This is a genomic window from Ruficoccus sp. ZRK36, from assembly GCF_019603315.1.
In the GTDB taxonomy this organism is placed as follows: domain Bacteria; phylum Verrucomicrobiota; class Verrucomicrobiia; order Opitutales; family Cerasicoccaceae; genus Ruficoccus.
Genome location: NZ_CP080649.1, coordinates 3,431,403 through 3,454,655 on the forward strand (window position 1 = coordinate 3,431,403; position 23,253 = coordinate 3,454,655).

The window sequence follows — 23,253 nt, forward strand, 5'->3', positions numbered from 1 at the left end:
GCCTGACAGCTAACGCGCATGCGCCTAGCCTTATCTTAACCTTTTCTCATGGCCACCGAAGTTAAAGTCCCCTCCCTGGGCGAGTCCATCACCAGCGGAATCCTCGCCTCCTGGCACGTCAACGACGGCGATTATGTCGCCAAGGACCAGCTCCTCTATGAGCTGGAGACCGACAAAATCACCTCCGAGGGCTTAGCCGAAACCGCCGGCACCGTCTCCCTCAAGGTCGCCGAAGGCGACGAGGTCGAGATCGGCGCCATCGTCGCCGAGATCGACGAGTCCGCCAAGAAGCCGGCGGGCGGAGATGAGAAAAAGGAGGACGCACCTGCCGAGAAGAAGGACGCCGAGTCTGCCAAGGCCGAGGAAAAGCCTGCGAAGGAAGAACCGGCCCAGGAAGCGGCTTCGACCAAGAGCAAGGGCCTGCCCCCCTCCCCTGCCGTGCAGCGCATCGCCGAGGAGACCGGGATCGATCCCGCAACGATCGAGGGCACCGGCAAGGATGGTCGCGTGACCAAGGGTGACATGCTCAAGGCCGCTGAAAAGCCGGCCCCCGCCAAGAGCTCTGCTCCGGTTGCCGCGCCCGCTGCCTCCGCTGAGGACGACGGCCGCGTCACCCGCAAGAAGATGTCCCCCCTGCGCAAGAAGATTGCCCAGCGCCTCGTCGCCGCCACTCAGGAGGCCGCGCTGTTGACCACCTTTAACGAGGTGGACATGAGCCGCGTGATGGGCCTGCGCAAGAAGCATCAGGAGTCTTTCGTCGCACAGCACGGCATCAAGCTCGGGTTCATGTCCTTCTTCGTCAAGGCCGTGGTCCACGCGCTGCAGGCCGTTCCGCAGATCAACTCACAGATCGACGGCGACACGCTGATCCAGAATCACTACTACGACGTCGGCGTGGCTGTCGGCACGGACAAGGGCCTCGTCGTCCCGGTCGTACGTGATTGCGATAAGAAGAGCTTCGCGCAGATCGAGCAGGACATCGCCGACTACGCCAAGGCTGCCCGCAACGGCAAGCTCACCATCGACGACCTCCAAGGTGGCGTCTTCACCATTTCCAACGGCGGCATCTACGGCTCCATGCTCTCGACGCCGATCCTCAATATGCCCCAGAGCGGCATCCTCGGCCTGCACAACATCCAGCAGCGTGCCGTGGTGGTGGACGGCGAGGTCGTCGCCCGCCCGATGATGTACCTCGCCATGAGCTACGACCACCGCGTCGTCGATGGCAAGGAAGCCGTCACCTTCCTCGTTAAAATCAAGGAAGCCATCGAAGACCCCGACCGCCTGCTGTTCGGGATCTAATACGATCACGAAGGATACGAAGAGGCTTCATCCAGTTTCATCCTTTTGCCTGTTTCCAGAACCAGTAGAATTTCTCATTAACCACCCATTGGCAGTTTGAGATAATCCTTTGTGCCTTTGCGTCTTTGTGGTTAAAAACTAAAAGTCATGCCTGAAAACACTTACGACCTCATCGTCATCGGCAGCGGCCCCGGCGGCTACGTCGCGGCCATCCGTGGAGCCCAGCTCGGCCTGAAGACCGCCCTGGTGGAGAAAGACCCCGTGCTCGGCGGCACCTGCCTGAATGTCGGCTGCATCCCCAGCAAGGCACTCCTGCACTCGACCGAGATTCTACACACGCTGGAGCACAATGCCGCCGCCAGCGGCATCACCGCCAAGGACATCAAGACCGACATCGCCACCCTCATGAAGAAGAAGGAGGGCGTGGTCAAGCAGCTCAACGGTGGCGTCAAGACGCTCGTCACCAAGCGCAAGATCGACATCGTGCAGGGTAAGGCCCGACTCGGCGGAAACGACCACCAGGTCATCGTCGAGGGCGAAAAAGGCGGCCAGACTCTCAAGGGTAAGCACATCCTCATCGCCACCGGTTCCGTGCCGGTTGAGCTGCCGTTTATGAAGTTCGACGGTGAGACCATCGTCAGCAGCACCGAGGCCATAGCCTTTGACAAGGTACCGGAAAAGCTCGTCGTCATCGGCGCGGGCGCCATCGGGCTGGAGATCGGCTCGGTCTGGTCGCGCCTCGGCAGCGAGGTCACCGTGGTCGAGCTCCTCCCGCAGATTTCCCCCAACTACGACAAGGACGTCTCCAAGCTCGCCGAGCGCCTCCTCGCCAAGCAGGGGTTGAAGTTCGAGCTCGGGGCCAAGGTCACCGGCGTCAAGACCGAGAAGGGCAAGAGCGTCCTCACCGCTGAGCGCGACGGCAAGACCCTGGAATTTCCCGCTGACAAGATCCTCGTCGCCGTGGGCCGCAAGCCCTTCACAACCGGTCTCGACCTCGACAAAGCAGGCGTCCAGCTCGACGACAAGGGCCGGATCAAGACCGACGAGCACTTCCGCACCACCGCATCGGGTATCTACGCCATCGGCGACGTGATCGCCGGCCCCATGCTCGCCCACAAGGCTGAGGAAGAAGGCGTGGCCTGCGTCGACCACATCGCCGGTAAGGCCGCCCACGTCAACTACGACCTCGTCCCCGGTGTCGTCTACACCGAGCCGGAAATCGCCGGTGTCGGTCTGGGAGAAGACGCCGCCAAGGAAAAGGGCGTCAAGGTCAATGTCGGCAAGTTCCCCTTTATCGCGAACGGACGCGCCATCGCCACGGACGCCACGGACGGCTTCGTCAAGGTCATCGCCGATGCCGAGACCGACCGCCTCCTGGGCGTACAGATCATCGGCCACAATGCCTCTGAGATGATCGCCACCGCCGTCGCCCACATGGAGTACTCCGGCAGCGCCGAGGACTGGGCCCGCACCATCCACGCACACCCCACCCTCTCCGAGTCCATGAAGGAAGCCGCCATGGCCGTATCGAAATCCTCGATACACTCGCTGTAGCAGAGTGTATGGGGAGAACTGGGGGCTCCGCGCCCCCACACCCCGCGGCAGCCGAAGGCTGCACCCTCGGTCCAGCGTCCGTGCTGCGCACAAACCCTGGACCGACTTTGAGGTCTCCCTGACACGAGGCAGCCCCAATAGCTGCGTGTGACTTGCGGCGTATCCAATGGTGGCGACCCAGTTTTGATGCTCCCTCGGCTGCCGCGGGGTTCGGGGGCGCGCAGCTCCCGAAAAAAGCCTACTTCTTGGTGAAGCGGTTTTCGGTGCCGTTGAGCAGACGCTGGATATTCGAGCGGTGGCGCACGATGATCAGTACGGCCAAGGCGACGAGGAAGGCCATCAACCAGGCGTCTGCCACGAAGAACAGACCGCACACCGGCAGAGCCACCCCAAAGGCCAGGGACGCCAGCGACACGTAGCGCGTCGTGTAGAAGATAACAACCCAGGTCACGATGCCGATGAGCAGGACCAGCGGCGCAAGCGCGAGCAGACCGCCCATGGTGGTGGCGACGCCCTTGCCGCCCTTGAAGCCGAGGAAGAGCGAAAAGCTGTGCCCGAGGATAGCGGCAATGAGGCCGATGATCCCGAGGTGGACCGGCTCGCTCGCCCCGATAAAGGGCAGCATCGGCCAGCCCGCCGCCACCAGCCCCTTCAGGAAGTCTAACGCGAAGCACAGGTTCCCGGCACGCTTGCCGAGGACACGCTTCACATTCGTAGCGCCCGGATTACAGCTACCCTCTTTCAGGATATCGACGCCCATCCGCCGTGCGATGAGCACTGCGAAGGACACCGAGCCGATGAGGTAGCCGACGAGGGCAACTCCGATAACTTCGATCAGGTTGGGCATGGTGGATGCGGGGGCGCTGTAGCCGAAAATGGACTACAGCTCGATAATGCGGAACTTGAGGATCGCCTCGTGCTTGATGATCTCGGCCTGCGCCTTTTCGGAGGGCACGCTGTCGAGCTCAAACACGCTGATCGCCCAGCCCTCGCCGCTATCGCGGCTCATGGACATATTGGCGATGTTGACGCCGTCCTTGCCCAGCTCGGTGCCGAGGAAGCCGACGATACCGGGCACGTCCTTGTTCTTGAAGACGAGGAGAATACCCTTGGTGTTGACCTCCACGCGGTGGCCGTCGATGGCGACGATGCGCGGGCTCTTACCGATGAGGGTACCGGAGGCGGTGCGGGTCTTACCGTCAGCGCAGACAGCCTGGACCTCGACCAGCTCGGTGTACTCGGCCTCCTGGTTGCTCTTGATGGTCTCCAGCTCGATGCCGAGTTCCTTGAGCTTCTTGGGCACGTTGACGTCGTTGACGTGGTCGGAAATCTTGGCGAGGAACCCACGCAGCACGGCCCGGTCGAGCGGGAGCGTGTCGAGGGAGTTCATCTTACCGGTGTAGGTGACGCGAAGCTTGAGCACTTCGGGCGGAGCGAGCTGCTGCACAAAGCTGCCGAGGGCCTGACCGAGGTCGAGGTACGGCTTGAGCACTTCGAGGCTCTTGGCGTCCACGGAGGGCATGTTGATGGCGTTGCGGACCATCCCACCACTGAGGGCCTCAGCGATCTGGTGGGCGATCTCCACACCGACGCTTTCCTGCGCTTCCTTCGTGGAGGCACCGAGGTGCGGGGTGAGCACGACCTTGTCGAGGCTGCGCAGTTCGCTGTCCTCGGCGAGAGGTTCACCCTCATACACATCGAGTCCGGCTGCGGCGACCTTACCGCTCTTGACGGCCTCAATCAGCGCCGACTCCTTGATGATGCCGCCACGGGCGACATTGAAGACGCGCACGCCGTCCTTCATCTTGGCGAAGGCGGCCTCGTCGATCATGTGCTTGGTGTCCGCGGTCAGCGGCATGTGCACCGTGATGTAGTCGGACTGGGTAAAGACTTCATCGAGCTCGACCTTTTTGATGCCCAGCGCGTCGGCGCGGGACTGCGTGAGGTACGGGTCAAAGGCCAGCACCGTCATGTTAAAGGCGATGGCGCGCTTGGCCACCTCTGCACCGATACGGCCGAGGCCGCAGACGCCGAGGGTCTTACCGTTGAGCTCGTAGCCGGAGTACAGCTTGCGGTCCCAGCGACCGGCCTTCATTGAGGCACAGGCCTGCGCGATCGGGCGCGTACCGCTGAGCATATGCGTAAAGGTCAGCTCCGCAGTGGCAATGGTGTTACCGCCGGGGGTGTTCATGACAATGATACCGCGCTCGGTGGCGGCCTCGATGTCGATATTGTCCACACCCACACCGGCACGGCCCACGACCTTGAGCTTCGGGGCGGCAGCGATGATTTCAGAGGAGATCTTGGTCTCAGATCGGACGGCGACCCCGTCCACATCCCCGATCAGGGACTTAACCTGCTCGGGCGCGGCCTTCCAGTCCGCGATGGCATCCCAGGCGACGACGACTTCGAAGCCAGGTTGTTGTTTCAAGAATTCGATCCCAATGGGCGATATTTTGTCAGCTACCAGAATTTTCATGGCAAAGGGTGGGAGTTAATCGCCGCTACGAGAAATTGCAACCCTCCAGCGCAGCCATTGGCAAGATAGGAAAAAGAACCCCCTGACTGCGTGCCGTCAGGGGGTCTCAGGGCTACATCAGCTACGCTGAGAAGCCAGGTGGGGGAAAGAATCGGGCTCAGTACGGCAGTTTACCGTCATCGCTGTCCTGATCCGTGGAGGGCGGTCCGTCACCGCGCCCCTCAGGCGGGCCACGACGACCGCGAGGGCCACCGTGCATACCGGCGAGCTCCCGCAGCTGCTCAGCGGTCGGCTCAAAAGCACCATCCGTCAGGTCGAGGTAAACCAGTGGCGGGAAGCCCTCGACATCGGCGAGGCGGACGACTCCGCGCATGCTCTTGGTCTCGACATCACGCCCCTGATGCTCAGGGGTGGTGCCATAGCGGCCGACGAGCTTGTCCTTGTCGTCCTTATTGGCGATCACGAGCATTTTGCCACCACGGGAGTTGTTCTCGTCGTCCCAGGTACCGGCCCCGAGCACCACGAAGCTCTCGTTAGTGGTAAAGGGGCGCATCAGGCGCACAGCGACAACATCGAGAGAAACGGTCTTGCCGTCGAGCGTATCGATGTGGGCCGTAACGTACGAGGCGGTGTTTTCGCTACCAGAGGCAGCACGCAGACAGAGGGGGCTTCCCAGCGCGACCAGCGCCAGAAAGGCAGGGAGGTATGACTTGAGGTGTAGGCAGATCATGTCACGGGTAAACCCGCCTCTGCGGAGAAAGTTTCGCCGGTGAGCGTATTTTACCCTTTGCACGAGCCTCAAGAACCCTACCCTGTAAAGGTTCATGCTCGAGAACCTGACAGACCGCATGTCGAAGGCCCTGCGCAACCTGCGCGGCATCGGCAAACTGACCGAAGACAACATGGCCGAGGCCCTCAAAGAGGTCCGCACCGCCCTGCTTTCGGCCGACGTGCACTTCAAGGTGGCCCGGCAATTCGTCGAGGATGTCAAGGCAGCCGCGCTCGGTCAGGAGGTATTGGCAAGCGTCACCCCCGGTCAGCAGATCGTCAAAATCATCAATGACGAGCTGGAAAATCTGCTCGGTGAAGGTGCCGGCAAGCTCCTGGACAAGAAGCCCTTGCGCATCATGTTGGTCGGCCTCCACGGCTCCGGTAAGACCACCACCTCGGTCAAGCTCGCCAAGCGTCTGGCCAAGGAGGGCTACAAGCCCGCGCTCGTCGGCTGTGACGTGTATCGGCCCGCCGCCATCGACCAGCTGGAGACCCTTTGCCGTCAGGAAGACCTCCCCTGCTACACTGACCGCGACTCGAAAAACGTCCCCAAGATCGGCCGCGCCGGGATGGACTGGGCCAAGGACCAGGAGCGCAACCTCATTATTTTTGACACCGCCGGCCGCCTCCAGATCGACCACGACTTGATCGATGAGGTCAAAAAGCTGCGCGACAAGGTCATGCCCGACGAGGTGCTCCTCGTCGCCGACGCCGCTCTCGGCCAGGAGGCCGTTAACGTCGCCCAGCACTTTAACGAGGCCGTCAATCTGACCGGTATCGTGCTGACCAAGCTCGACGGTGACGCCCGCGGCGGTGCCGCCCTGTCCATGAAGACCATCACCGGCGTGCCCATCAAGTTCATGGGTACGGGCGAAAAGATGGACGACTTTGACATCTTCCACGCCGACCGCATGGCCCAGCGCATTCTCGGCATGGGCGACGTTGTCTCGCTGGTGGAAAAGGCCCAGGACAACATCGACGAAAAGGAAGCCCAGCGTCTGGCCGAAAAGATGCAGCGCGCCGAGTTCGACTTTGAGGACTTCCTCGCGCAGATGCGTCAGGTCAAAAAGATGGGCTCCATCGGCTCGCTGGTTAAAATGATGCCCGGCATGAGCGGTCTCGAGGTCGGCGACGCCGAGGAGAACAAGCTCAAACAGACCGAGGCCATGATCCTCTCTATGACCGTGCAGGAGCGCCGCAAGCCCCTCATCCTGAACGCCAGCCGCCGCAAGCGTATCGCCGACGGCTCCGGCACCACCGTGCGCGACGTCAACCAGCTCATCAAGCAATTCGGCCAGATGCGCAAGATGATGAAGATGATGCGCGGCTCCAAGGGCCGAAAGATGATGAAGAAAATGGGCGGTATGGCAGGACTCGGCGGCGGCAAGGGCGGCATGCCCGACCTCGGCAGCCTCGGTGGCGGCGGTAAAGGCGGCCTCCCCCCCGGTCTGGGGATGTAACCATCCTGCGGCTTTCTTTCTCATAACCTCACTCTCTCACCTATGAAAAAGTCGATCCCGCTCCTGTGCATTCTCCTATCCACCTGCATCGGCCATGCTGCCGATAGTCTTCCCGAGGGTCTCCCCTCACTACCAGACACCAGCAGCTATCCCCAAGGCTTTAATCGCGCGCTCCAGGCCGTGCAGGCAGCCCCGGTGCAACACGTCGATGTAGAGGACATCACCATCGCCTACAAAACACTTGGTGAAGGTGAGCCGCTGTTCTGCATCACCGGCAACGGCGATACCATGGACCTGTGGAGTCCGATATTCATCTACCGTCTGTCGTTGACCCACAAGGTCTACATCTTTGACAACCGCGGAGCCGGGCTGACCACCGAGGGCACGGCGCCCTTTACCATCGAGCAGTTTGCAAAGGATACCGCCGGGTTCATCCGCGCCATGGGCTACGAAAAGACCGATCTACTCGGCTTCTCCATGGGCTCACGTATCGCCGCCCAGCTCACCATCGACCAGCCTGCGCTGATCAAAAAAGTCGTTCTCTATGGCTGCGCCCCCGGCGGTAAAGTCGAGATCAAGCGCTCCGCCGCCACCCAGAAGATATTCTCCGACACCTCCGGCACCGAGCAGCAGAAAGCCGAGCGGATGTTCAGCGTGCTGATCCCTGCGGATTGGCGAGCGGCCCACCCCGACACGTCCAGGTACTTCCCCAAGGTGACTGAAACCATCACCCCCGAGGTCCGCGCCAAGCAGATGAGTGCGGTGGCAAACTGGCCGGGCATTTACGATCAGCTCAAAACGATCCAAACGCCCACCCTGATCATGGCCGGTACGGCGGACGAAGTCGTCCCCCCCGGTAATGCGCTCCTGCTGGTCGAGCAGATCCCGGCCTCGTGGCTGGTGCGCTTCCGTGACGGCGGCCACGGCATGATGTTCCAGTTCCCCTCCCAACTGGCACGCGCCGTCGATACCTTTCTGGCCACCTCGAACTAGATTTAACCACAGAGGACATAGAGAGCACAGAGATTAAAGAGAGAGAGCCCTGGCCGTGCTCATGCTTGAGGAGTAAATTCAGTTAACCACGGATGGCACGGATAACACAGATGAAAAGTTATCCGTGCTTATAATAAATCCTCGGCGTGCGCTGTGGTTAGTGCACTTTCGTTAAGCGCTGTCAGCCCTACTCCTTTAGCGCAGCAAAGAGGTCGCGCAGCTTGGCGTGATCTTTGATACCGGGCTGGCTCTCGACGCCACTGTTGACGTCGATCATGGTCGCACCGCTCTTGCGGACAGCTTCAGCCACATTATCCGGGCCCAGCCCACCAGCCAGCACCCAGCGCTTGTGCTGGTAGAGCGTGGAGAGCTCCGCGAAACGCTCCCAGTTGCCCGTTTTACCGGTACCGCCGTACAGGCCCTTGCTCGGGCTATCGAGGACAACCGTATCCGCGAACTCCAGCACCGCCTGCGGGAACTCCTCCCCCTCGGGTAAACGCGGGGCCAGCCACAGCGACTGCGCCCCCACAATCCCGGACCAGGCAGCAACGGTGGCGAGTCCAAGATCCAGGTCAAAGTGCAGCTGAAAGGCATCGAAGCCGAGGTCGGCGAAGTTCTCCAGCTCGTCGGTGCCAGTGGCCACATCGACAAAGACGCGCTTGCCCGCCGGGATACGGTTACACAGGTCACGCGCCTGCTCCAGCGTCACAGATCGGGGCGACTTGGCGTAGCAGATCATGCCCACATAGTCCGCCCCCAGCTCCAGGGCGAGCTCGGCGTCGGCCATCCGGGTGATGCCGCATACTTTGACGGTGAGGTCGTTGATCACGCGCCCAAAGTGGACCAACTGCGAATCCCGCGCAAGCTTCAGATAAAAACAGAAACAGCGTCCACCGGCATGCCGCATATATACCCGCACGGAAGCTAGACCGTTCCATAACTACAAAAAAAAGACCTGCGTGGAAATTCCACGCAGGCCCGAAATCTGTAGATGAGGTTAGAGAGGTAGAACTGAATCAGTCTCCGAAACCGTCCTGGTAGCCGCCACGACCGCCACGACGATCGCGACCTCCACGATGGCCACCGCCACCGCCGCCGCCGTAGCCGCCGCCACCGCCGCGCTTAAAACCGCCCGGCTTGCGGAAGCCACCGCCACCACCGCCGCCGAAACCGCCGCCACCGAAATCACGGCGGGGACGTTCCTCACGGGGACGTGCTTCATTAACTTTCATGGGACGGCCATTGAGCTCAGCGCCGTTAAGTTCGGCGATAGCATTCTGGCCTGCTTCATTATCCGTCATGGTAACGAAAGCGAAGCCCTTGGAGCGGCCCGTTTCATGATCCATGATGATTTTTGCTTTTTCGACTTCACCGTAAGCGGCGAAGGCTTCCTGGAGCGTCTGCTCGTCTAGTTCATAGGGGAGGTTCCCCACGTAGATGTCCATTGTATTCCTTTTGGCGTCTAGCCCTTGAGACATATCCGGCTTGAGGGATTCAATACCCGGACACATCCCAATAATTCATATGAGGGGCCATTCTGTTAAGGCCTCTGCATCAATTAGCAATAGCTAAATTACGAATGTGATGAAAGACCTCTGCGAGCAGGTGGCCCTATCGGCAGGGCCATGGCGTGATTAAACCTGCTAGCACAAAGCATTTATAAACATAAAAGACAGGTAAAGAGCGATGGATAAGCCCCTTTTTCCGGCCTAACCATTTTTATCGGATTTCTCGGTGGCGGCGAGCGATGCGGACCGCTCAGCCTGCACGCCGATCTCGACCCAGTCCGCCATAATGCGGAGTGCCTCACGCAGATGGATGTCGAAGTTTGGCAGGTCGTCTTCCTCTTCATCGACCTCGATCTGCACCGTTTCGGTGTCCCCTTCTTCGCTTTTGGTCACCGTGACGGATTCACTCTCCTGCGCATCAGCATCCGGATCAAAAGATTCCTTGGGTGTGTATACGACCTCAGCCGCGGATTCGAGGCTGTCCACCTCGAGCTTCGACTTGGGCTTAAATTCGGCAGCCGTTGAGGCGGCATCTTCGGCCCCAACGGTATCGGGGCCAGCATCCGGGAGGATTTTGATCTCTTTCTCATCGGAGGCATCGCGCTCTGCCAGCTCCGCCAGGTAGGCTTCGTGTTCGGCGTTCTGCTCCTCGGTTACACGCAGGAGCACATCCTGCGAGGTGTAGTTGAGCGAGGCCAGCTCGCGGAGCCCTTCTTCCATTTTATCCTGGAAGATCTCGTCCTGCTTACGCAGGGCGAGGCGCTGGTTCAGGTTCAGCGAGTAGTCGGTCTGCTCACGACGCTTTTTCACCCAGTCGATATTCTCCTTGAGATAGATAAACTCTTCCAGCTTGTCCTGACGCTCGGCGCTGCGGCTGCGCAGGTCCTCAATCAGCGACTGGCTGATCGGCTCACCGGTCGGCTCAAAGTCGACCCCGTAGGCCCAGGTCATCGGGTTGATCGAGTCCCAGGCCATGGCATTGGGCAGGTCGTCCTCCCCGATGGGCAGGAACATGTTTGCCGAGGGCAGGATAATGTCTGAATTCACACCCTTGATCTGGGTCGAGGTGCCGTCGGGCAGGTAGTACTTTTGGACGGTCACCTTGGCCGCGCCACGGCGGGGCTTGACAGAGGAGAGGAAGTTCGAGCGGTTCATCTCGAAGATCGCCTGCACGGTACCCTTACCGTGCGTTTCCTCGTCACCGACGATGATGGCGCGGTTGTGGTTTTTCAGGGCACCAGCCACGATCTCGGAAGCCGAGGCGCTGAAGCGCGAGACGAGCACGATGAGCGGGCCATCCCAGGCCACTCCCTCATCCTCATCTGCACGGCCCATGATCTGCCCCATGGCGTCACGCACCTGCACGACAGGCCCATCCGGGATAAAAAGTCCGGTCAGGCCGATAGCCTCCGTCAACAGGCCGCCACCATTGCGGCGCAGGTCCAGCACGAGGCCCTTGACGCCCATTTCCTTAAGCTTACCGATCAGCTCCTTCACATCGTGCGTGGTGCTGGGCTCGTCAGAGGCCGGATCGCCGGAGCCGTAAAAAGCGGGCAGCTCGATCACGCCGATGGGCACCGTGGTATTACCGGCCGGCACATCGAAGACCTCCGCGCTGGCAAGGTTGGCGGTGAGCTTGATCTCATCACGCACGAGGTTGACGGTCTTGCGGTCGGAGGGGTCGCCCTTGGCGGGGCGCACAAGCAGGCGCACCAGAGTGCCTTCCTTGCCACGGATCATTTTGACGATCTTGGTCAGCTTCATCCCGACCACATCGACAAACTCACCGTTTTTGCCCTGGGCGACGGCGAGGATCTTGTCCTCGGGGTCAAGCTCACGGCTGCGCTCAGCGGGACCGCCGGGGAGCAGTTCCTTCACGGTACAGTAGCCTTCCTCGTCCGAGAGGACGGCGCCGATACCGACCAGCGAGTTACGCATGGCGATCGAAAACTCTTCCAGCGAGGCGGCGGAAAAATACGTCGAGTGCGGATCGTACATGTGCGTCAGCGCGGTGAGGAAAATCTCCTGCACTTCGCTGGCCTCCAGCTCAGTGACCGACTTCTCCATGCGGTCGTACTGCTTGGAAATCGCGTCACGGGCTTCGCTAAGCATCTCCGGGGTGATCTCGGGGACCTCCACCTGCTCGGCCACCACTTCCGTCACCTTGTCATCGGCGGACTTCTCGACCTCCTCGCTCACAGCGACCTCGTCGTTATCAATCTCGCTCAAAATCTGGTCGAGCACCTGGTACTCGATGCGCTTTTCCCAAAGGGCCTCCGCCTCGGCCTCGGTCGTGGGCCATTCGGTCTTCGAGCGATCCGGCGCAAAGGTATCCTCGCTCTCGAAGCTGAAGTCCTCCTTCAGACGCTCCTGAGCCCAGGCCACGCGCTTGATAACACGGTCCCGGTAATCCTCAAAAATCACAAATGCCGGGTAGAGTCGCCCGCGGTCCAGAAACAGGTGCAGGCTGGGACCAAAACGCGCCTCGTAGGCATCCACTTCGCTCTGGAGAAAAAACAAATGCTGCGGATCAAGGTCCTGGATGTACGACTCGATAAAACCGGAGCTGTCCAGCTCAGTCAGGGGCTGGTTCAGGTAGTGCTGGGTTTCCAGGCACTGGATCAGGTAGCGGGTCTCCTCCCGCATGGTGCCTGTCGTCTCGAATGGCACACTGCTGAGAGGCTCAGCCCGGAGGTTGACCCCGGCAGCACAGAGCAGAACGAGGGCAAGGGAGAGAGTTCTGGCAAATATCATGGTAAAAAGGGAGAGGTTCAGCCGTGGCGCACGGAATTAAAAAGCATATTGGAGTCCCCGAATTTGTCGAACGCTATTTCGATTTCGTACCGGGGCTGCCGAGAAGGTTGAGAAAGTGCTCCCGCACGCGCTGGGTGTGCATTTCAAGGGCATGACGAAGCGCTTCAAAATCACCATAGCCCATCCAGCGGGCCAGCGATCGGCGCGCGAGCGACGACTCCGGCAGGCGGGTAACCCCGGTAAAATCAACACGTCTTAAATTCAGTTCCATCAGGCGCAAAAAGCTATGGGCATTGAGCAAGTCTTCAGCCACCTGTGCATCCAGACAGCCGATTCGGGCGGCGGTTCGGAGAATTTTTCGCGTTGAGGTGCCGCGGAGCGCCTTTTCAGAGCGCCCCAGGGTCATTTGCAGCCACTGAGCGGCGAAATCGATGTCCACCCGCCCACCGGGCCCGGACTTGAAGTCATCGGCCCCTGCCGCACGCTCGATTTTCGCCCGCATCCGGAGAAACTCATACGCCCTCGGCGACTCCCCCTCATAGAGCAGCCGCTCCCGCTGCGCCTCAAACGCCGCCTGCAAGCCGGGATTTCCGGCCACAGGACGACAACGGCACAGGAGCTGTCGCTCCCAGGACTGCGCGCCGCCCCCGGCGTGGTAATGCTCAAACGCCTCCGGTGTCACCACCAGCGGACCATCCTGCCCGTGCGGACGCAGCCGCTGGTCGACCTCAAAGATTTTCCCCAGCGGCGTACCGTAGCCCAGTAGCTGAGCCAGCGCCCGCGCCTTATCCACGAGCTTGGGCAAACGCTGCCGGTGTCCCCATACCATGAGGTCCAGATCCGAGCCCGGTGTCAGGCCGCGCCCCCCCAACTTACCCGCCGCGATCACCGCGAGTTCGCCTTGCGGATCAACCTCGGCCAAACAGGTTTCCACCACGGCCTCGGCCAAATCCGTTAACGAGCGGACGGTTAACCCCGTCTCCACGCCATAGAGCAGCTCACCCATCGTCAGGCGCACCTGCTCGGCCTTGACGTATAGCCACAGCAACCTCGGAAAATCCTCCCCACGCGGCAGCAGATCGATCTCTTGGCGCATTTCCGCGCGGCTTTTACGGCGTCGCGGGGCCTCCACCATTAGCTCCTCCACCATCTCAGGATGGGCGCAAAAAAGCCGAAAGATGAAACTACTGCGGTCGAAGAGCGTGCAGAGGGTACGCACGCCGCCCGGATCGGCTCCAGTCTGGAAAAACTGGCGTCGGGAGCTGTAGCGATCAGCAAAGTCCCCCACCCGCTCCAGCGTTCGTAGCGGACGTGCCAGAGTCGGCAAAAGCTCCTCCCAGTGCACGGATACGTCCAGAAATGCCCGTACCTGATCTCGCGTAACGAGATGCCGCGCCTCCCCCAGTACAAATCCGCGTAAACGCTCAGCGGCATCATGCGCATCCGGGAACCACCGCCGCAGGCATTCGCTCACCTCGGGCTCAGGCTCGGCCCCGGCAAAGAAAGCGCACCACCCCTGCAGGAGCGCTTCATCCCGACTGGCTGCAAAGTGCTGGGAAAAGCACGCCCGCACATAATCCCGATGGCGGGCGAGCTCGGACTCAAACGCCGCGGCATCTGGCATCCCCAGACTTTCGGCCAGTGCCGCGCGCTGGGCCGGGTCGGCGGGCAAGTGATGGCAGGGACTGTCGCCGCGCATTTGCAGGCGGTTCTCGACCGCCCGCAGGAAACGATACGCCTCGGCCAAATTCTCCGACTCTGCTGCGTCCATACAGCCATAGCGGGCCAGCCGCTCAAGCGCCTCCAGCGTCGAAACCGTTTGCAGGAAAGGGTTTTGCCCGCCTTCCAGCAGTTGCAGGGCCTGCACCCGGTACTCGATCTCGCGGATACCGCCGGGCCCGCTTTTGATATCGGCCTCCAGCCGCGTCTCGCCCACGACTTCGTGCTCGATGCGGGCTTTGAGGGCGGCGACTTCGTCCAGCAGGTTGCCGCTAAAGCTGCGTGGATAGCGAAACGGGTTGAGCTCATCGAGGATTTCGCCCCCCAGCGCAAAGTCTCCCGCCACGGGGCGGGCCTTCAGCCAGGCCAGACGCTCCCAGAGCTGACCCGTGCTCCAGTAGTAGCCACTGAGCGCCGTAAAGGTCCGCACCAGCGGACCGGAATCCCCCTCGGGGCGCAGGCGCAGGTCCAGCCGATAGAGCTGACCTGCGGGGGCACTCTGAGTCAGCCGGGCAGACAAATCCCGGAAAAAGCGCCCGTAAAAGCGCTGACTGTCCCAAGACCCCTCACGCCCATGCCGGAGGCAGGGCCCGTGACCATCGACCACGTAGATCAAATCCAGGTCGGAGCAGAAGTTCAGCTCCCCACCACCCAGTTTACCCAGTGCCAGGACACACCAACGCACCGGGCGGCCCGTCTCGTCATTCATCGGCTGGCCGTGGCGCTCAACGAGGGCCGGGTGCAGCCAATTCCCGAGCTTGCGCAGGCAAAACTCCGCGAGGAGCGTCATCTCGCGCAGAGAGGTTTCCACCGGGGCCAGACCACTGATCTCCCGGGCAGCGACCCTGAGCGAAACCTGCTGGCGAAATCCCTGAAGCGCCCCCAGCACCGCATCCGTGCAGGCCGTCGGCTCCTCCGGGCATAGCGCACGCCAATGTTTTTCCAAATCCGCCGTATCCCAGTCGCCTCCATGCGCCAGCTCTTCACACAGCCAGTCACGCTCCTGCGGGTAGCGATCCAGACGCTGCGCAAAATGCGGGGACCCGGCCCGCAGCCGATCCAGTACCGACGCCACCATTTTCCGTAAGCTAGTGCCCTACCTCACCCCACGCAACCCCAAGGTGGGGCGTTGTTTCGGGGGCCTATCCCCAGCATTATCCGGTGCGGCCTCGCAGGCAACCGGGCTATTTGTTCAGGATGTCCTTGGCCTGCTCCAGGATGTCGCGTTCCTCGGCATTGAGGGCGCCGAAGCCCTCGTGATTGATCTTATCGAGGATGCGGTCCACCTCCTTGCGCAAGGCACTGCGATTGCTGATATTAAGCTTAAAGGGACGGGCTGAGCCAGCGGCGGCTTTTTTCCGGCGCATCCAGCTCGGCGGCTCGATTTTCACACTGCGGCGGGGCATCCACGGTGCGCTCACACCGCGCATCACAAAGGCGTAGTAGAGGTATCCCACCAGCATACCACCCAGGTGCGCGGACCAGCCCACCGGCCCCATATCCAGCAAGGGCGGAGCGCCAAAGAGCATGGGGATCTCATAAAAAAGGAAACCCGCACCGTTAATCGCAAGCGCTCCCCACAGCAGCCACTTGGGCTGGAGGCGCAGCGGCAGGATAAAAAACAGCAGCAGCGTAATCGTCTCGTCCGGATGCAGCAGGCAGAACAAAGTCAGCAGCCCGAGCGAGGCCGCCGAGGCCCCGATGAGGACGCTTCCCGGCGAGGTCAGGTGAACCAGCGTCCAGAGCACTCCACCCGCTACGATCATGACCACACTCAGCTGCGTAAGGCGCTTATGCCCCACCTCGGGCAGCAGCGCGCGCCCCAAAAAGAAAATCCCCAAGCCGTTGCCCAGCAGGTGCCAGAAGCCCCCGTGCAGCAACGCGTAGCTGGCCAGCGTCCAGACCTTAAAGGACATCAGGCCACTGGGGCTCAGGGCCACCCAGCTACTGAGGACGCCGCTCATGCGGAACCACGCCACCAACATCATCTGCAGCACAAAGCCGCCAACCAGTACCCCCAGGAACCAGTACAGATACGGGGGATTCTTGCCCATCGGCTCCGCCCGCATATATGGTCGATCGTAAAGCATTTTTCTGTAAAACAGGTCCTTCCGTGCCCGTAAAAAGCGAAACAGTGCCCAAAAGCCTTCTTCTGGCAAATATATATTCGAAAACATAACTTGACTACCCGCCCGCCTAGCAAGTATTGCATGCTTCTTATGGCTGATATAGGAGACAAGTGGCCCGAAAACATCTCTGGGAAATTTTATGTCGATGAACAATGCATCGACTGCGACCTGTGCCGTGAAACGGCGCCGGATTATTTCGCTCGCAATGACGACGGTGGGTATTCCTACGTCTATAAGCAACCTGAGTCGCAGGACGGTATCGACCAGTGCACGGAAGCCCTCGAAGGCTGCCCGGTCGAAGCTATCGGCGACGACGGCGACGACTAAGCCCCCTCCCCGCGCATTTCCCCTTTTCCCTCTCCTGAAACTTAAGTCTGCGGGTATTTAACCGTAGGTGTCCTAATGCCGCGCTCTCACCGGCCCAGACATCGAGTCGTTAAGACAAACGTAAGACGCGTCGTAAAGTGGCGCGCCAAACGTAACTATGCGCCCTATATCATACTGGCGCTGCTCTTACTGATGGGCGTATTGGTCGTCCTCTTCTACGACTATCTGCGCTGAGGCGGCACCCTGGTGGCGAATCCAGTTCGCCACATCACTTTTTTACGCCCGATCTTGTCGGATCAGGAGAACCGCTTCCACAGGGAGGGAGCGAACAGCACCAGTACGGCGTAGAGCTCCAGGCGCCCCATGATCATCAGCAGTGACAGGAACAGCTTGGCGGCCTCGGAAAAGTACGAGTAGTTCTGCGTCGGCCCCACTTCGTTAAAGCCCGGCCCCACATTGAAGAGGCAGGCCAGCATGGCCGAAAAAGCCCCCTCAAAGCTCAAGCGATGCTGGAAGAGCGACACGATGGGCACTGAGACCACGCACACGATCGTCAAGAGCACGATGTAGTTCATGACGTTGTCCTGATCGTCCTTGTCGAGCACCCGGCCGTTCATGGTCAGAGGCCGAACCACCCGCGTGCGAAAGGCGTGCTCGATCTGCCGCCGGGCCATTTTCAGAGCCACCACCACGCGCACGACCTTGGTCCCGCCCCCGGTCGAGCCGGAGCAACCGCCCACGATCATCGCCGCCAGCAGGAGCGTGTGCACGGCGTTGGGCCACATCTGGAAGTCCGCCGTCGAGAACCCCGTACTGGTCATCAGCGAGACCGCCTGAAAGGTACTCAGCCGAAACGCCTCCTCAAAATCGCCATAGGTGCCCTCCGCCAGCAGGATCAGCGTAATAACGATACTGAAAGCGGCCATAATCACCAGATAGGAGATAAACTCGGTGTTCGAGCGAACATAGCGGACGTCCCCGCGGACCATGCGCAGCATGACGAAGAAGCTCGTCCCGCCCAGAGCCATAAAGAGCACCACCATCCACTCGATCAGGGGGCTGTTAAAGGCCGTCACGCTGCTGTTGTAAGTCCCAAATCCCCCCGTGGAGACCGTGGCAAACATATGGCAGAGCGCGTCAAACCAGTCCATCCCGCACAGGTGGTAAACCACCGCGCAGATGGTGGAGAGCCCCAGGTAAACATACATGATCTGCAGCACCCCGTGCTGCACCCGGCCCGACTCGATATCCGTCGAGTGTCCCGAGGATTCATTGGAGAAAAGGATCTTGGCCCCGGCCCCCAGTGAGGACAGCAGCGCGACGAAGAAAACAACGACCCCGAGACCACCGATCCACTGGCTCAGGCAGCGCCAGAACAGCAGGCTGGTCGGGATGCTCTCCAGGTTCCCAAAGACGGAGGCCCCCGTCGTCGTCAGGCCGGAGGCCGTCTCGAAGATCGCGTCAGCCATCGAGGCCTCCTCCAGGATCAGGTAGTACGGCAGAGCTCCGACCACACTGGCCAGGATCCACCCCACCCCGATCACAGTCAGGGCCTCCTTGCGCAGGAGCTTTTTACCTGAGTGACGCCCCAGCATCACAAAGACCAGCGTCAGGACACACGCGATGGTTGAGCAGATGAGCCATTCGTCCAGAGTCCCGTCCTCGCGCACCGATTGGTCAAAGACTTGGCCCATGCCGAGGCAGATGAGAAAGGCGACAGCCAGCGTAGCGACGATGACGCTGAGCAGTTTGCTGATGATACGGTAGTTCACGGCAGAAGGACCTATTCGGTCAGCATTTTCAGGAGCGGCTTGAGGCTATCCTCACGGACAATCGCCACCAGTCGGTCCCCCGGCAGGATCACATCATCAGGCCCCGGCATCTTAGCCTGAAACTTATGCAACAGCACGACAATGATCGCCCCCCGCGGCCAGGAGATATCGCGAATCTTCCGGGAAACGCAGGGGCTGTCCGAGCTGACGCGCAGCTCGATGATTTTCCCGCCCCGGTCCGGCAGCGTGGCCAGCTCGGTATAGCGGTCGAGCGTGAGGTAGCGCAGCAGCTCCTCCATGGTCGCCTTACGCGGAGCCACGGCCAGCTCGACCCCGAGGGTCTCCTTCAACTGGTCGAGCACATCCTCGTAGTCAGGCTTGTTGATCACGAGCTGCACATGGCGGGCGCCGAGCTTGTTGGCCTGCAGGCAGGTCATGATGTTGTCCTCGTCGTCCTTGGTGCAGGCCACAAAGTAGTCCACGCTGCCGATCTGCTCCTCCTCCATCAGGCGGAGAGAGGTCGCCGAGCCGTTGATCACCGTGATGTGCGGGAAGCGTTCGGCCAGGGAGCGGCAGAGCTTGGGGTCGCTCTCGATGATGCGCAGCTTGAAGCGCGGGTTCTTCAGCAGGCGCACCAGCGCAACCGCTGTCTCCGACCCGCCAAACAGCACCACGCGGATATTGTCGGCCAGCTTCTCGGGCTCGAAGTACGGGCGCACCTTCATGAGCACGTCGGTCAGGCCAAAAAGTGTCAGCAAATCCCCCGTTTCAAGAACGGAGTCGGCATCGGGCACCTGGGTCTTCCCCTCACGCTGGACCATCCCGATACGCATCCCGGCGGGCAGGTGCAGCTCCTTCAGCGGCTTACCCGTAAAGCGGGACTTGCGGGCGATACGCAGCTGGTGCACCTCGATCTCGCCACGGGCGAAGTTCTCCACTGCCACACGACCGGGGTGGCGGATGCACTTGGCCAGCTCAACCGCGCTGAGTGCTTCCGGGTTGAGCAGAAAATCGATCCCGAAGTGCAGTTGGTAGTTAACCAGCGAGTTGTCGCTGTAGGTCTGGTCGTGGATGCGGGCGATGGTCGACATGGCTCCCAGCGCCTTGGCCAGCGAGCAGGCAATCAGGTTCGTGCGGTCGTCACTGGTCATGGCCAGGAAAAAGTCGCAGTCGCCCGCCCCGGCCTTTTGCAGCATCTGGGCCGAGGCACCATTGCCCTCGACCACTTTCACGTTCGCGGACTCGTCCACCTCCTGCGCCGTGGTCTCCGAAGTCTCAATCACCGTGACGTTGTGCCCTACGTCGCTCAGCGTCTGACTGAGAAACCGGCCCACATCGCCTGCCCCTACCACCAATATCTTCATAAGCCTGCTGTGCTGATACGCCCGGTTTTGCCACAGCCACCGGAATACGGTCGCTTATGCAGGGGCGTAACCATCATTTGCATATTCGTGCTATCTTCTCGCATCCGGCGGCCCAATGAAAGCCTTTTTTCGACCCCCGGATGTGACAGATAGCATCGACAACAGTCCCAAAATGTTGCTCAATAAGGCCATGCCCGTTTGCCCCAAAGTCGTTCTGGTCACCATGTTTGAACCAGCCGGCCGCCCCGGCGAACTCTCTTTGTTCAAGGAGCGGCTCGATCTCACCCCCGTCGAGTTGGCCGAAACTGGCCTGCGCGAGGTCCACCTCGGCGCCGAGGGCGACCTGCTCGCCCTGTGCACCGGCGTCGGCACTGCTAACACCGCCATATCCCTCACCTCACTGGGCTTATGTCCCGAAATCGACATCTCGGAGAGCTTTTTCATCATCGCCGGCATCGCCGGGGCCGACCCGACCGCGGCCACCCTCGGCAGCCCTGTCTGGGCGGACTGGTGCGTGGACGGTGACCTGGCCTTCGAGATCGACGCGCGGGAGATCCCTGCCGACTGGCCCACGGGCATCCTGCCCCTCGGGTCTACTCGCCCCTTTGGCCCCTCTGACAACCTCCCCCAAGACGACCTCGGCTCGTCCTATCAGGTCTTCGAGTTCAACCACGCGCTGGTCCAGGCAGCCTACGACCTGAGCGCCAAACTCGCTCTGGAAACCTCCCCGGCTCACGAGACGTATTTAAAGAAATTCCCCGATAACTTTGCCGCCCGTCAGGCCCCGACCGTCCTGCGCGGAGACTGCCTGAGCGCCGCCCGGTACTTTCACGGTGAACGCGCCACCACCTGGGCCCGCGAATGGGTGAAACACTGGACCGGCGGCCAAGGGCGCTTTGCCACCTGCGGTATGGAGGACTCCGGCACCCTGCACGCCCTCAAGGTGCTCGGCACGACCGGCCACGCCAACCCCGCCCGCGCCCTGCTCCTGCGCACGGCCAGCAACTTTACCCAGCCCCCGCCCAGCGAACCGGCCACCGAGCACTTCACCGACGAGAATACCTTCCCGGCCTTCGACCTGGCCCTCGAAAACGGCAATCGCACTGCCACCGCCGTCATCGACGACATCCTCGAAAACTGGCCCGAGTGGAACAGCCGGTTTTAGCAGAACTCGTCCTGCACCTGTGATCCTCTGGATCACTCTGGCATTTTCAGGAGAAAATGCCATGAGCAGTTCGTCCCCATTATATGGCGACCAATATGGTGCAACCCAGTTTTGATGTTTGCCCCTCGGCGATTGCTTGAACCAGCAAAGCTGGTTCAAGCAATCGCCAACACGATGCACAGCATCGAAAGTGCAGGCTCTGCCTGCTGCGGGTCTGGGCTGCATAAGCCCAGGAAAAATCCCTCACCGGACTTCCCCAGCCTAGGCTTGATAAGTCCGGCCAACTCTCCACACTGAGCGTTTATGGCGAAAAGTACGAAAAGCGCGGCGGCCAAGCCCGTCGTCGGCATTATCATGGGCAGCACCTCCGATTGGGAGACGATGCAGCACGCGGCCGAAACCCTGGCCACGCTCGGCGTGCCCTTTGAGAAAGAGGTCGTCAGCGCCCACCGCACCCCTGAGAAGCTTTACGACTACGCCAAGACGGCCGAAAAGCGCGGCCTGAGCGTGATCATCGCCGGGGCTGGCGGTGCCGCCCACCTGCCTGGCATGACCGCCTCCATGACGACTTTGCCGGTCTTCGGCGTACCCGTGCAGTCCAAGGCCCTCAGCGGTATGGACTCGCTGCTGTCCATCGTGCAGATGCCCGCTGGTATCCCCGTGCCGACGCTGGCCATCGGCCGCGCCGGTTCCATCAACGCCGCCCTCTCCGCCGCTGCCGTCATCGCCCTCTCCGATACCAAGGTACGCCGCAAGCTCAAGGCGTTCCGCGAGAAGCAGACCGCCACAGTAATGGAAGCCGAACTGCCCGCGTCATGATCCAGCCCGGAGCTACCATCGGTATCATGGGCGGAGGGCAACTCGGCCGCATGTCCATCCTCGCAGGGCGCCAACTCGGCTACCGCTTTCGCGTTTTCGAGCCCAAGGCTGGCTGCGCCGCCGGCATGGTGGCCGACGAGGAGATCAACGCCGACTACACCGACGAGGACGCGCTCATGCGCTTCACTCAGGGCCTCGGTGCCGTGACCTTTGAGTTTGAGAACGTGCCCGCCGAGCCGCTCGCCGTGCTCGCATCCGGCGCCCCTGTGCGCCCGCGACCCGAGGTACTTTACGTGTGCCAAAACCGCCGCCGCGAAAAGGAGTTCCTCCAAGGGCACGGTTTCCCCTGCGCTCCCTTCCGCGTCGTAGATAGTGCCGAGTCGCTCGCCGCTGCCGTCAGCGCGATCGGTCTGCCCTGCGTTCTGAAGACCGCGGACTTCGGCTACGACGGCAAGGGCCAGATCAAGCTCTCGGAGGAAAAAGACTGGGAGCAGGTTTGGAAGACTTTTGACGCACCGCTGGGTGTATTGGAAAGCTGGATACCGTTTGTGGCCGAGTGCTCGATCATCGCTGCACGCACCCCCGACGGGCGCATCCGCTGCTTCCCGCTGGCGGAAAACATCCACCGCAACCATATCCTGCACATGTCTATCGCGCCCGCGCGGCTAAGTGAGCAAGTGCACGAGCGCGCGGAGGAAATCGCGCGTGACATCGCCGAGGCGCTCGGCGTCGTCGGGCTGATCGCGGTGGAGCTGTTTGTAACCGACAAGGGTGACGTACTCGTCAACGAGCTGGCTCCACGCCCGCACAACAGCGGGCACCACACCATCGACGCCTGCATGACGAGCCAGTTCGAGCAGCACATCCGCGCCGTCTGCGGGCTCCCGCTGGGGGCGACAAATCTCCATACGCCCGCCGTGATGGTCAACCTGCTGGGCGACGTCTGGCCGCAAGGCAAAGATCCCGACTGGTCACACCTGCTGCGCAACCCGCGCCTCAAGCTCCACCTCTACGACAAGGGCGAGCCGCGCCCCGGCCGCAAGATGGGCCACTTCACCCTGCTCTCCCGCGACGACAAGCCACCCGTGGACGAGGCCGCCCGCCTCTTCGACGAGTTCTTCCCGCGCTAACAGCAGC

Annotated in this window: 18 protein-coding genes; 8 read left to right on the top strand and 10 right to left on the bottom strand. The window is 61.4% G+C overall.

The genetic code is table 11. The features are described 5' to 3' along the window. Positions 1 to 48: 48 nt before the first annotated feature. Together odhB and lpdA are read left to right on the top strand one after the other, a co-directional pair. A complete protein-coding gene (odhB, locus tag K0V07_RS14985) occupies positions 49 to 1,302 on the top strand; it encodes a 2-oxoglutarate dehydrogenase complex dihydrolipoyllysine-residue succinyltransferase (protein ID WP_220622199.1) in 1,254 nt (417 codons plus the stop codon). Between the two features lie 147 nt (positions 1,303 to 1,449). Continuing rightward, positions 1,450 to 2,856, top strand: a complete 1,407-nt coding sequence (lpdA, locus tag K0V07_RS14990) for a dihydrolipoyl dehydrogenase (RefSeq protein WP_220622200.1) — start codon at positions 1,450 to 1,452, stop codon at positions 2,854 to 2,856. 238 nt (positions 2,857 to 3,094) lie between these two features. Here lpdA and plsY read toward each other — a convergent pair whose 3' ends face one another. The 3 genes from plsY to K0V07_RS15005 all read right to left on the bottom strand — a co-directional run bounded on the left by plsY (position 3,095) and on the right by K0V07_RS15005 (position 6,065). Further along, entirely contained in the window at positions 3,095 to 3,703 is a 609-nt protein-coding gene (plsY, locus tag K0V07_RS14995; RefSeq protein ID WP_220622201.1) for a glycerol-3-phosphate 1-O-acyltransferase PlsY, read from the bottom strand. 33 nt (positions 3,704 to 3,736) lie between these two features. Next, positions 3,737 to 5,335 (bottom strand): phosphoglycerate dehydrogenase, encoded by a 1,599-nt coding sequence (gene serA, locus K0V07_RS15000; protein WP_220622202.1) that lies wholly within the window; start codon positions 5,333 to 5,335, stop codon positions 3,737 to 3,739. Positions 5,336 to 5,492: 157 nt separating this feature from the next. After that, complete coding sequence (locus K0V07_RS15005) at positions 5,493 to 6,065, bottom strand: hypothetical protein (RefSeq protein ID WP_220622203.1); 573 nt, start codon at positions 6,063 to 6,065, stop codon at positions 5,493 to 5,495. Positions 6,066 to 6,159: 94 nt separating this feature from the next. Here K0V07_RS15005 and ffh point away from each other — a divergent pair, with 94 nt between their 5' ends. Together ffh and K0V07_RS15015 are read left to right on the top strand one after the other, a co-directional pair. After that, the gene (gene ffh / locus K0V07_RS15010) at positions 6,160 to 7,566 is read left to right on the top strand and encodes a signal recognition particle protein (protein ID WP_220622204.1); all 1,407 of its coding nucleotides are present in this window, start codon (positions 6,160 to 6,162) and stop codon (positions 7,564 to 7,566) included. A 42-nt stretch (positions 7,567 to 7,608) separates the two neighbouring features. Further along, a complete protein-coding gene (locus K0V07_RS15015; RefSeq protein ID WP_220622205.1) occupies positions 7,609 to 8,559 on the top strand; it encodes an alpha/beta hydrolase in 951 nt (316 codons plus the stop codon). A gap of 187 nt (positions 8,560 to 8,746) precedes the next feature. Here the strand turns inward: K0V07_RS15015 and K0V07_RS15020 are convergent, their stop codons facing one another. From K0V07_RS15020 to K0V07_RS15040, 5 genes are all read right to left on the bottom strand, one after another. Further along, complete coding sequence (locus tag K0V07_RS15020) at positions 8,747 to 9,388, bottom strand: phosphoribosylanthranilate isomerase (protein ID WP_220622206.1); 642 nt, start codon at positions 9,386 to 9,388, stop codon at positions 8,747 to 8,749. Between the two features lie 187 nt (positions 9,389 to 9,575). After that, positions 9,576 to 10,037 (bottom strand): RNA-binding protein, encoded by a 462-nt coding sequence (locus tag K0V07_RS15025; protein ID WP_255568011.1) that lies wholly within the window; start codon positions 10,035 to 10,037, stop codon positions 9,576 to 9,578. A 231-nt stretch (positions 10,038 to 10,268) separates the two neighbouring features. Continuing rightward, complete coding sequence (locus K0V07_RS15030; protein ID WP_220622207.1) at positions 10,269 to 12,821, bottom strand: carboxy terminal-processing peptidase; 2,553 nt, start codon at positions 12,819 to 12,821, stop codon at positions 10,269 to 10,271. Positions 12,822 to 12,894: 73 nt separating this feature from the next. Further along, positions 12,895 to 15,618, bottom strand: a complete 2,724-nt coding sequence (locus K0V07_RS15035) for a hypothetical protein (RefSeq protein ID WP_220622208.1) — start codon at positions 15,616 to 15,618, stop codon at positions 12,895 to 12,897. Positions 15,619 to 15,724: 106 nt separating this feature from the next. Further along, positions 15,725 to 16,594 carry a rhomboid family intramembrane serine protease gene (locus K0V07_RS15040; RefSeq protein WP_220622209.1) on the bottom strand — a complete coding sequence of 290 codons (870 nt, stop codon included), beginning with the start codon at positions 16,592 to 16,594 and terminating at the stop codon, positions 15,725 to 15,727. 165 nt (positions 16,595 to 16,759) lie between these two features. On the opposite strand from K0V07_RS15040, the gene K0V07_RS15045 reads away from it, so the two are divergent. Next, positions 16,760 to 16,996, top strand: a complete 237-nt coding sequence (locus K0V07_RS15045) for a ferredoxin (protein ID WP_220622210.1) — start codon at positions 16,760 to 16,762, stop codon at positions 16,994 to 16,996. Between the two features lie 296 nt (positions 16,997 to 17,292). On the opposite strand, the gene K0V07_RS15050 is transcribed toward K0V07_RS15045, so the two are convergent. Both K0V07_RS15050 and trkA read right to left on the bottom strand, forming a co-directional pair. Continuing rightward, the gene (locus K0V07_RS15050; protein ID WP_220622211.1) at positions 17,293 to 18,768 is read right to left on the bottom strand and encodes a TrkH family potassium uptake protein; all 1,476 of its coding nucleotides are present in this window, start codon (positions 18,766 to 18,768) and stop codon (positions 17,293 to 17,295) included. 11 nt (positions 18,769 to 18,779) lie between these two features. Continuing rightward, entirely contained in the window at positions 18,780 to 20,132 is a 1,353-nt protein-coding gene (gene trkA, locus K0V07_RS15055) for a Trk system potassium transporter TrkA (protein ID WP_220622212.1), read from the bottom strand. A 172-nt stretch (positions 20,133 to 20,304) separates the two neighbouring features. Here trkA and K0V07_RS15060 point away from each other — a divergent pair, with 172 nt between their 5' ends. From K0V07_RS15060 to K0V07_RS15070, 3 genes are all read left to right on the top strand, one after another. Beyond that, entirely contained in the window at positions 20,305 to 21,297 is a 993-nt protein-coding gene (locus tag K0V07_RS15060) for a purine nucleoside permease (RefSeq protein WP_220622213.1), read from the top strand. 303 nt (positions 21,298 to 21,600) lie between these two features. Continuing rightward, positions 21,601 to 22,116 carry a 5-(carboxyamino)imidazole ribonucleotide mutase gene (purE, locus tag K0V07_RS15065; protein ID WP_220622214.1) on the top strand — a complete coding sequence of 172 codons (516 nt, stop codon included), beginning with the start codon at positions 21,601 to 21,603 and terminating at the stop codon, positions 22,114 to 22,116. Beyond that, positions 22,113 to 23,246 (top strand): 5-(carboxyamino)imidazole ribonucleotide synthase, encoded by a 1,134-nt coding sequence (locus tag K0V07_RS15070; protein WP_220622215.1) that lies wholly within the window; start codon positions 22,113 to 22,115, stop codon positions 23,244 to 23,246. Before purE ends, K0V07_RS15070 begins: the two co-directional genes overlap by 4 nt. Positions 23,247 to 23,253: the final 7 nt, after the last annotated feature.

Bases quoted from the DNA above. Each gene is read 5' to 3' on its own strand.
- odhB (WP_220622199.1), top strand. From the start codon at position 49: ATGGCCACCGAAGTTAAAGTCCCCTCCCTGGGCGAGTCCATCACCAGC.
- lpdA (WP_220622200.1), top strand. From the start codon at position 1,450: ATGCCTGAAAACACTTACGACCTCATCGTCATCGGCAGCGGCCCCGGC.
- plsY (WP_220622201.1), bottom strand. From the start codon at position 3,703: ATGCCCAACCTGATCGAAGTTATCGGAGTTGCCCTCGTCGGCTACCTC.
- serA (WP_220622202.1), bottom strand. From the start codon at position 5,335: ATGAAAATTCTGGTAGCTGACAAAATATCGCCCATTGGGATCGAATTC.
- K0V07_RS15005 (WP_220622203.1), bottom strand. From the start codon at position 6,065: ATGATCTGCCTACACCTCAAGTCATACCTCCCTGCCTTTCTGGCGCTG.
- ffh (WP_220622204.1), top strand. From the start codon at position 6,160: ATGCTCGAGAACCTGACAGACCGCATGTCGAAGGCCCTGCGCAACCTG.
- K0V07_RS15015 (WP_220622205.1), top strand. From the start codon at position 7,609: ATGAAAAAGTCGATCCCGCTCCTGTGCATTCTCCTATCCACCTGCATC.
- K0V07_RS15025 (WP_255568011.1), bottom strand. From the start codon at position 10,037: ATGTCTCAAGGGCTAGACGCCAAAAGGAATACAATGGACATCTACGTG.
- K0V07_RS15030 (WP_220622207.1), bottom strand. From the start codon at position 12,821: ATGATATTTGCCAGAACTCTCTCCCTTGCCCTCGTTCTGCTCTGTGCT.
- K0V07_RS15035 (WP_220622208.1), bottom strand. From the start codon at position 15,618: ATGGTGGCGTCGGTACTGGATCGGCTGCGGGCCGGGTCCCCGCATTTT.
- K0V07_RS15040 (WP_220622209.1), bottom strand. From the start codon at position 16,594: ATGGGCAAGAATCCCCCGTATCTGTACTGGTTCCTGGGGGTACTGGTT.
- K0V07_RS15045 (WP_220622210.1), top strand. From the start codon at position 16,760: ATGGCTGATATAGGAGACAAGTGGCCCGAAAACATCTCTGGGAAATTT.
- trkA (WP_220622212.1), bottom strand. From the start codon at position 20,132: ATGAAGATATTGGTGGTAGGGGCAGGCGATGTGGGCCGGTTTCTCAGT.
- K0V07_RS15060 (WP_220622213.1), top strand. From the start codon at position 20,305: ATGTTGCTCAATAAGGCCATGCCCGTTTGCCCCAAAGTCGTTCTGGTC.
- purE (WP_220622214.1), top strand. From the start codon at position 21,601: ATGGCGAAAAGTACGAAAAGCGCGGCGGCCAAGCCCGTCGTCGGCATT.
- K0V07_RS15070 (WP_220622215.1), top strand. From the start codon at position 22,113: ATGATCCAGCCCGGAGCTACCATCGGTATCATGGGCGGAGGGCAACTC.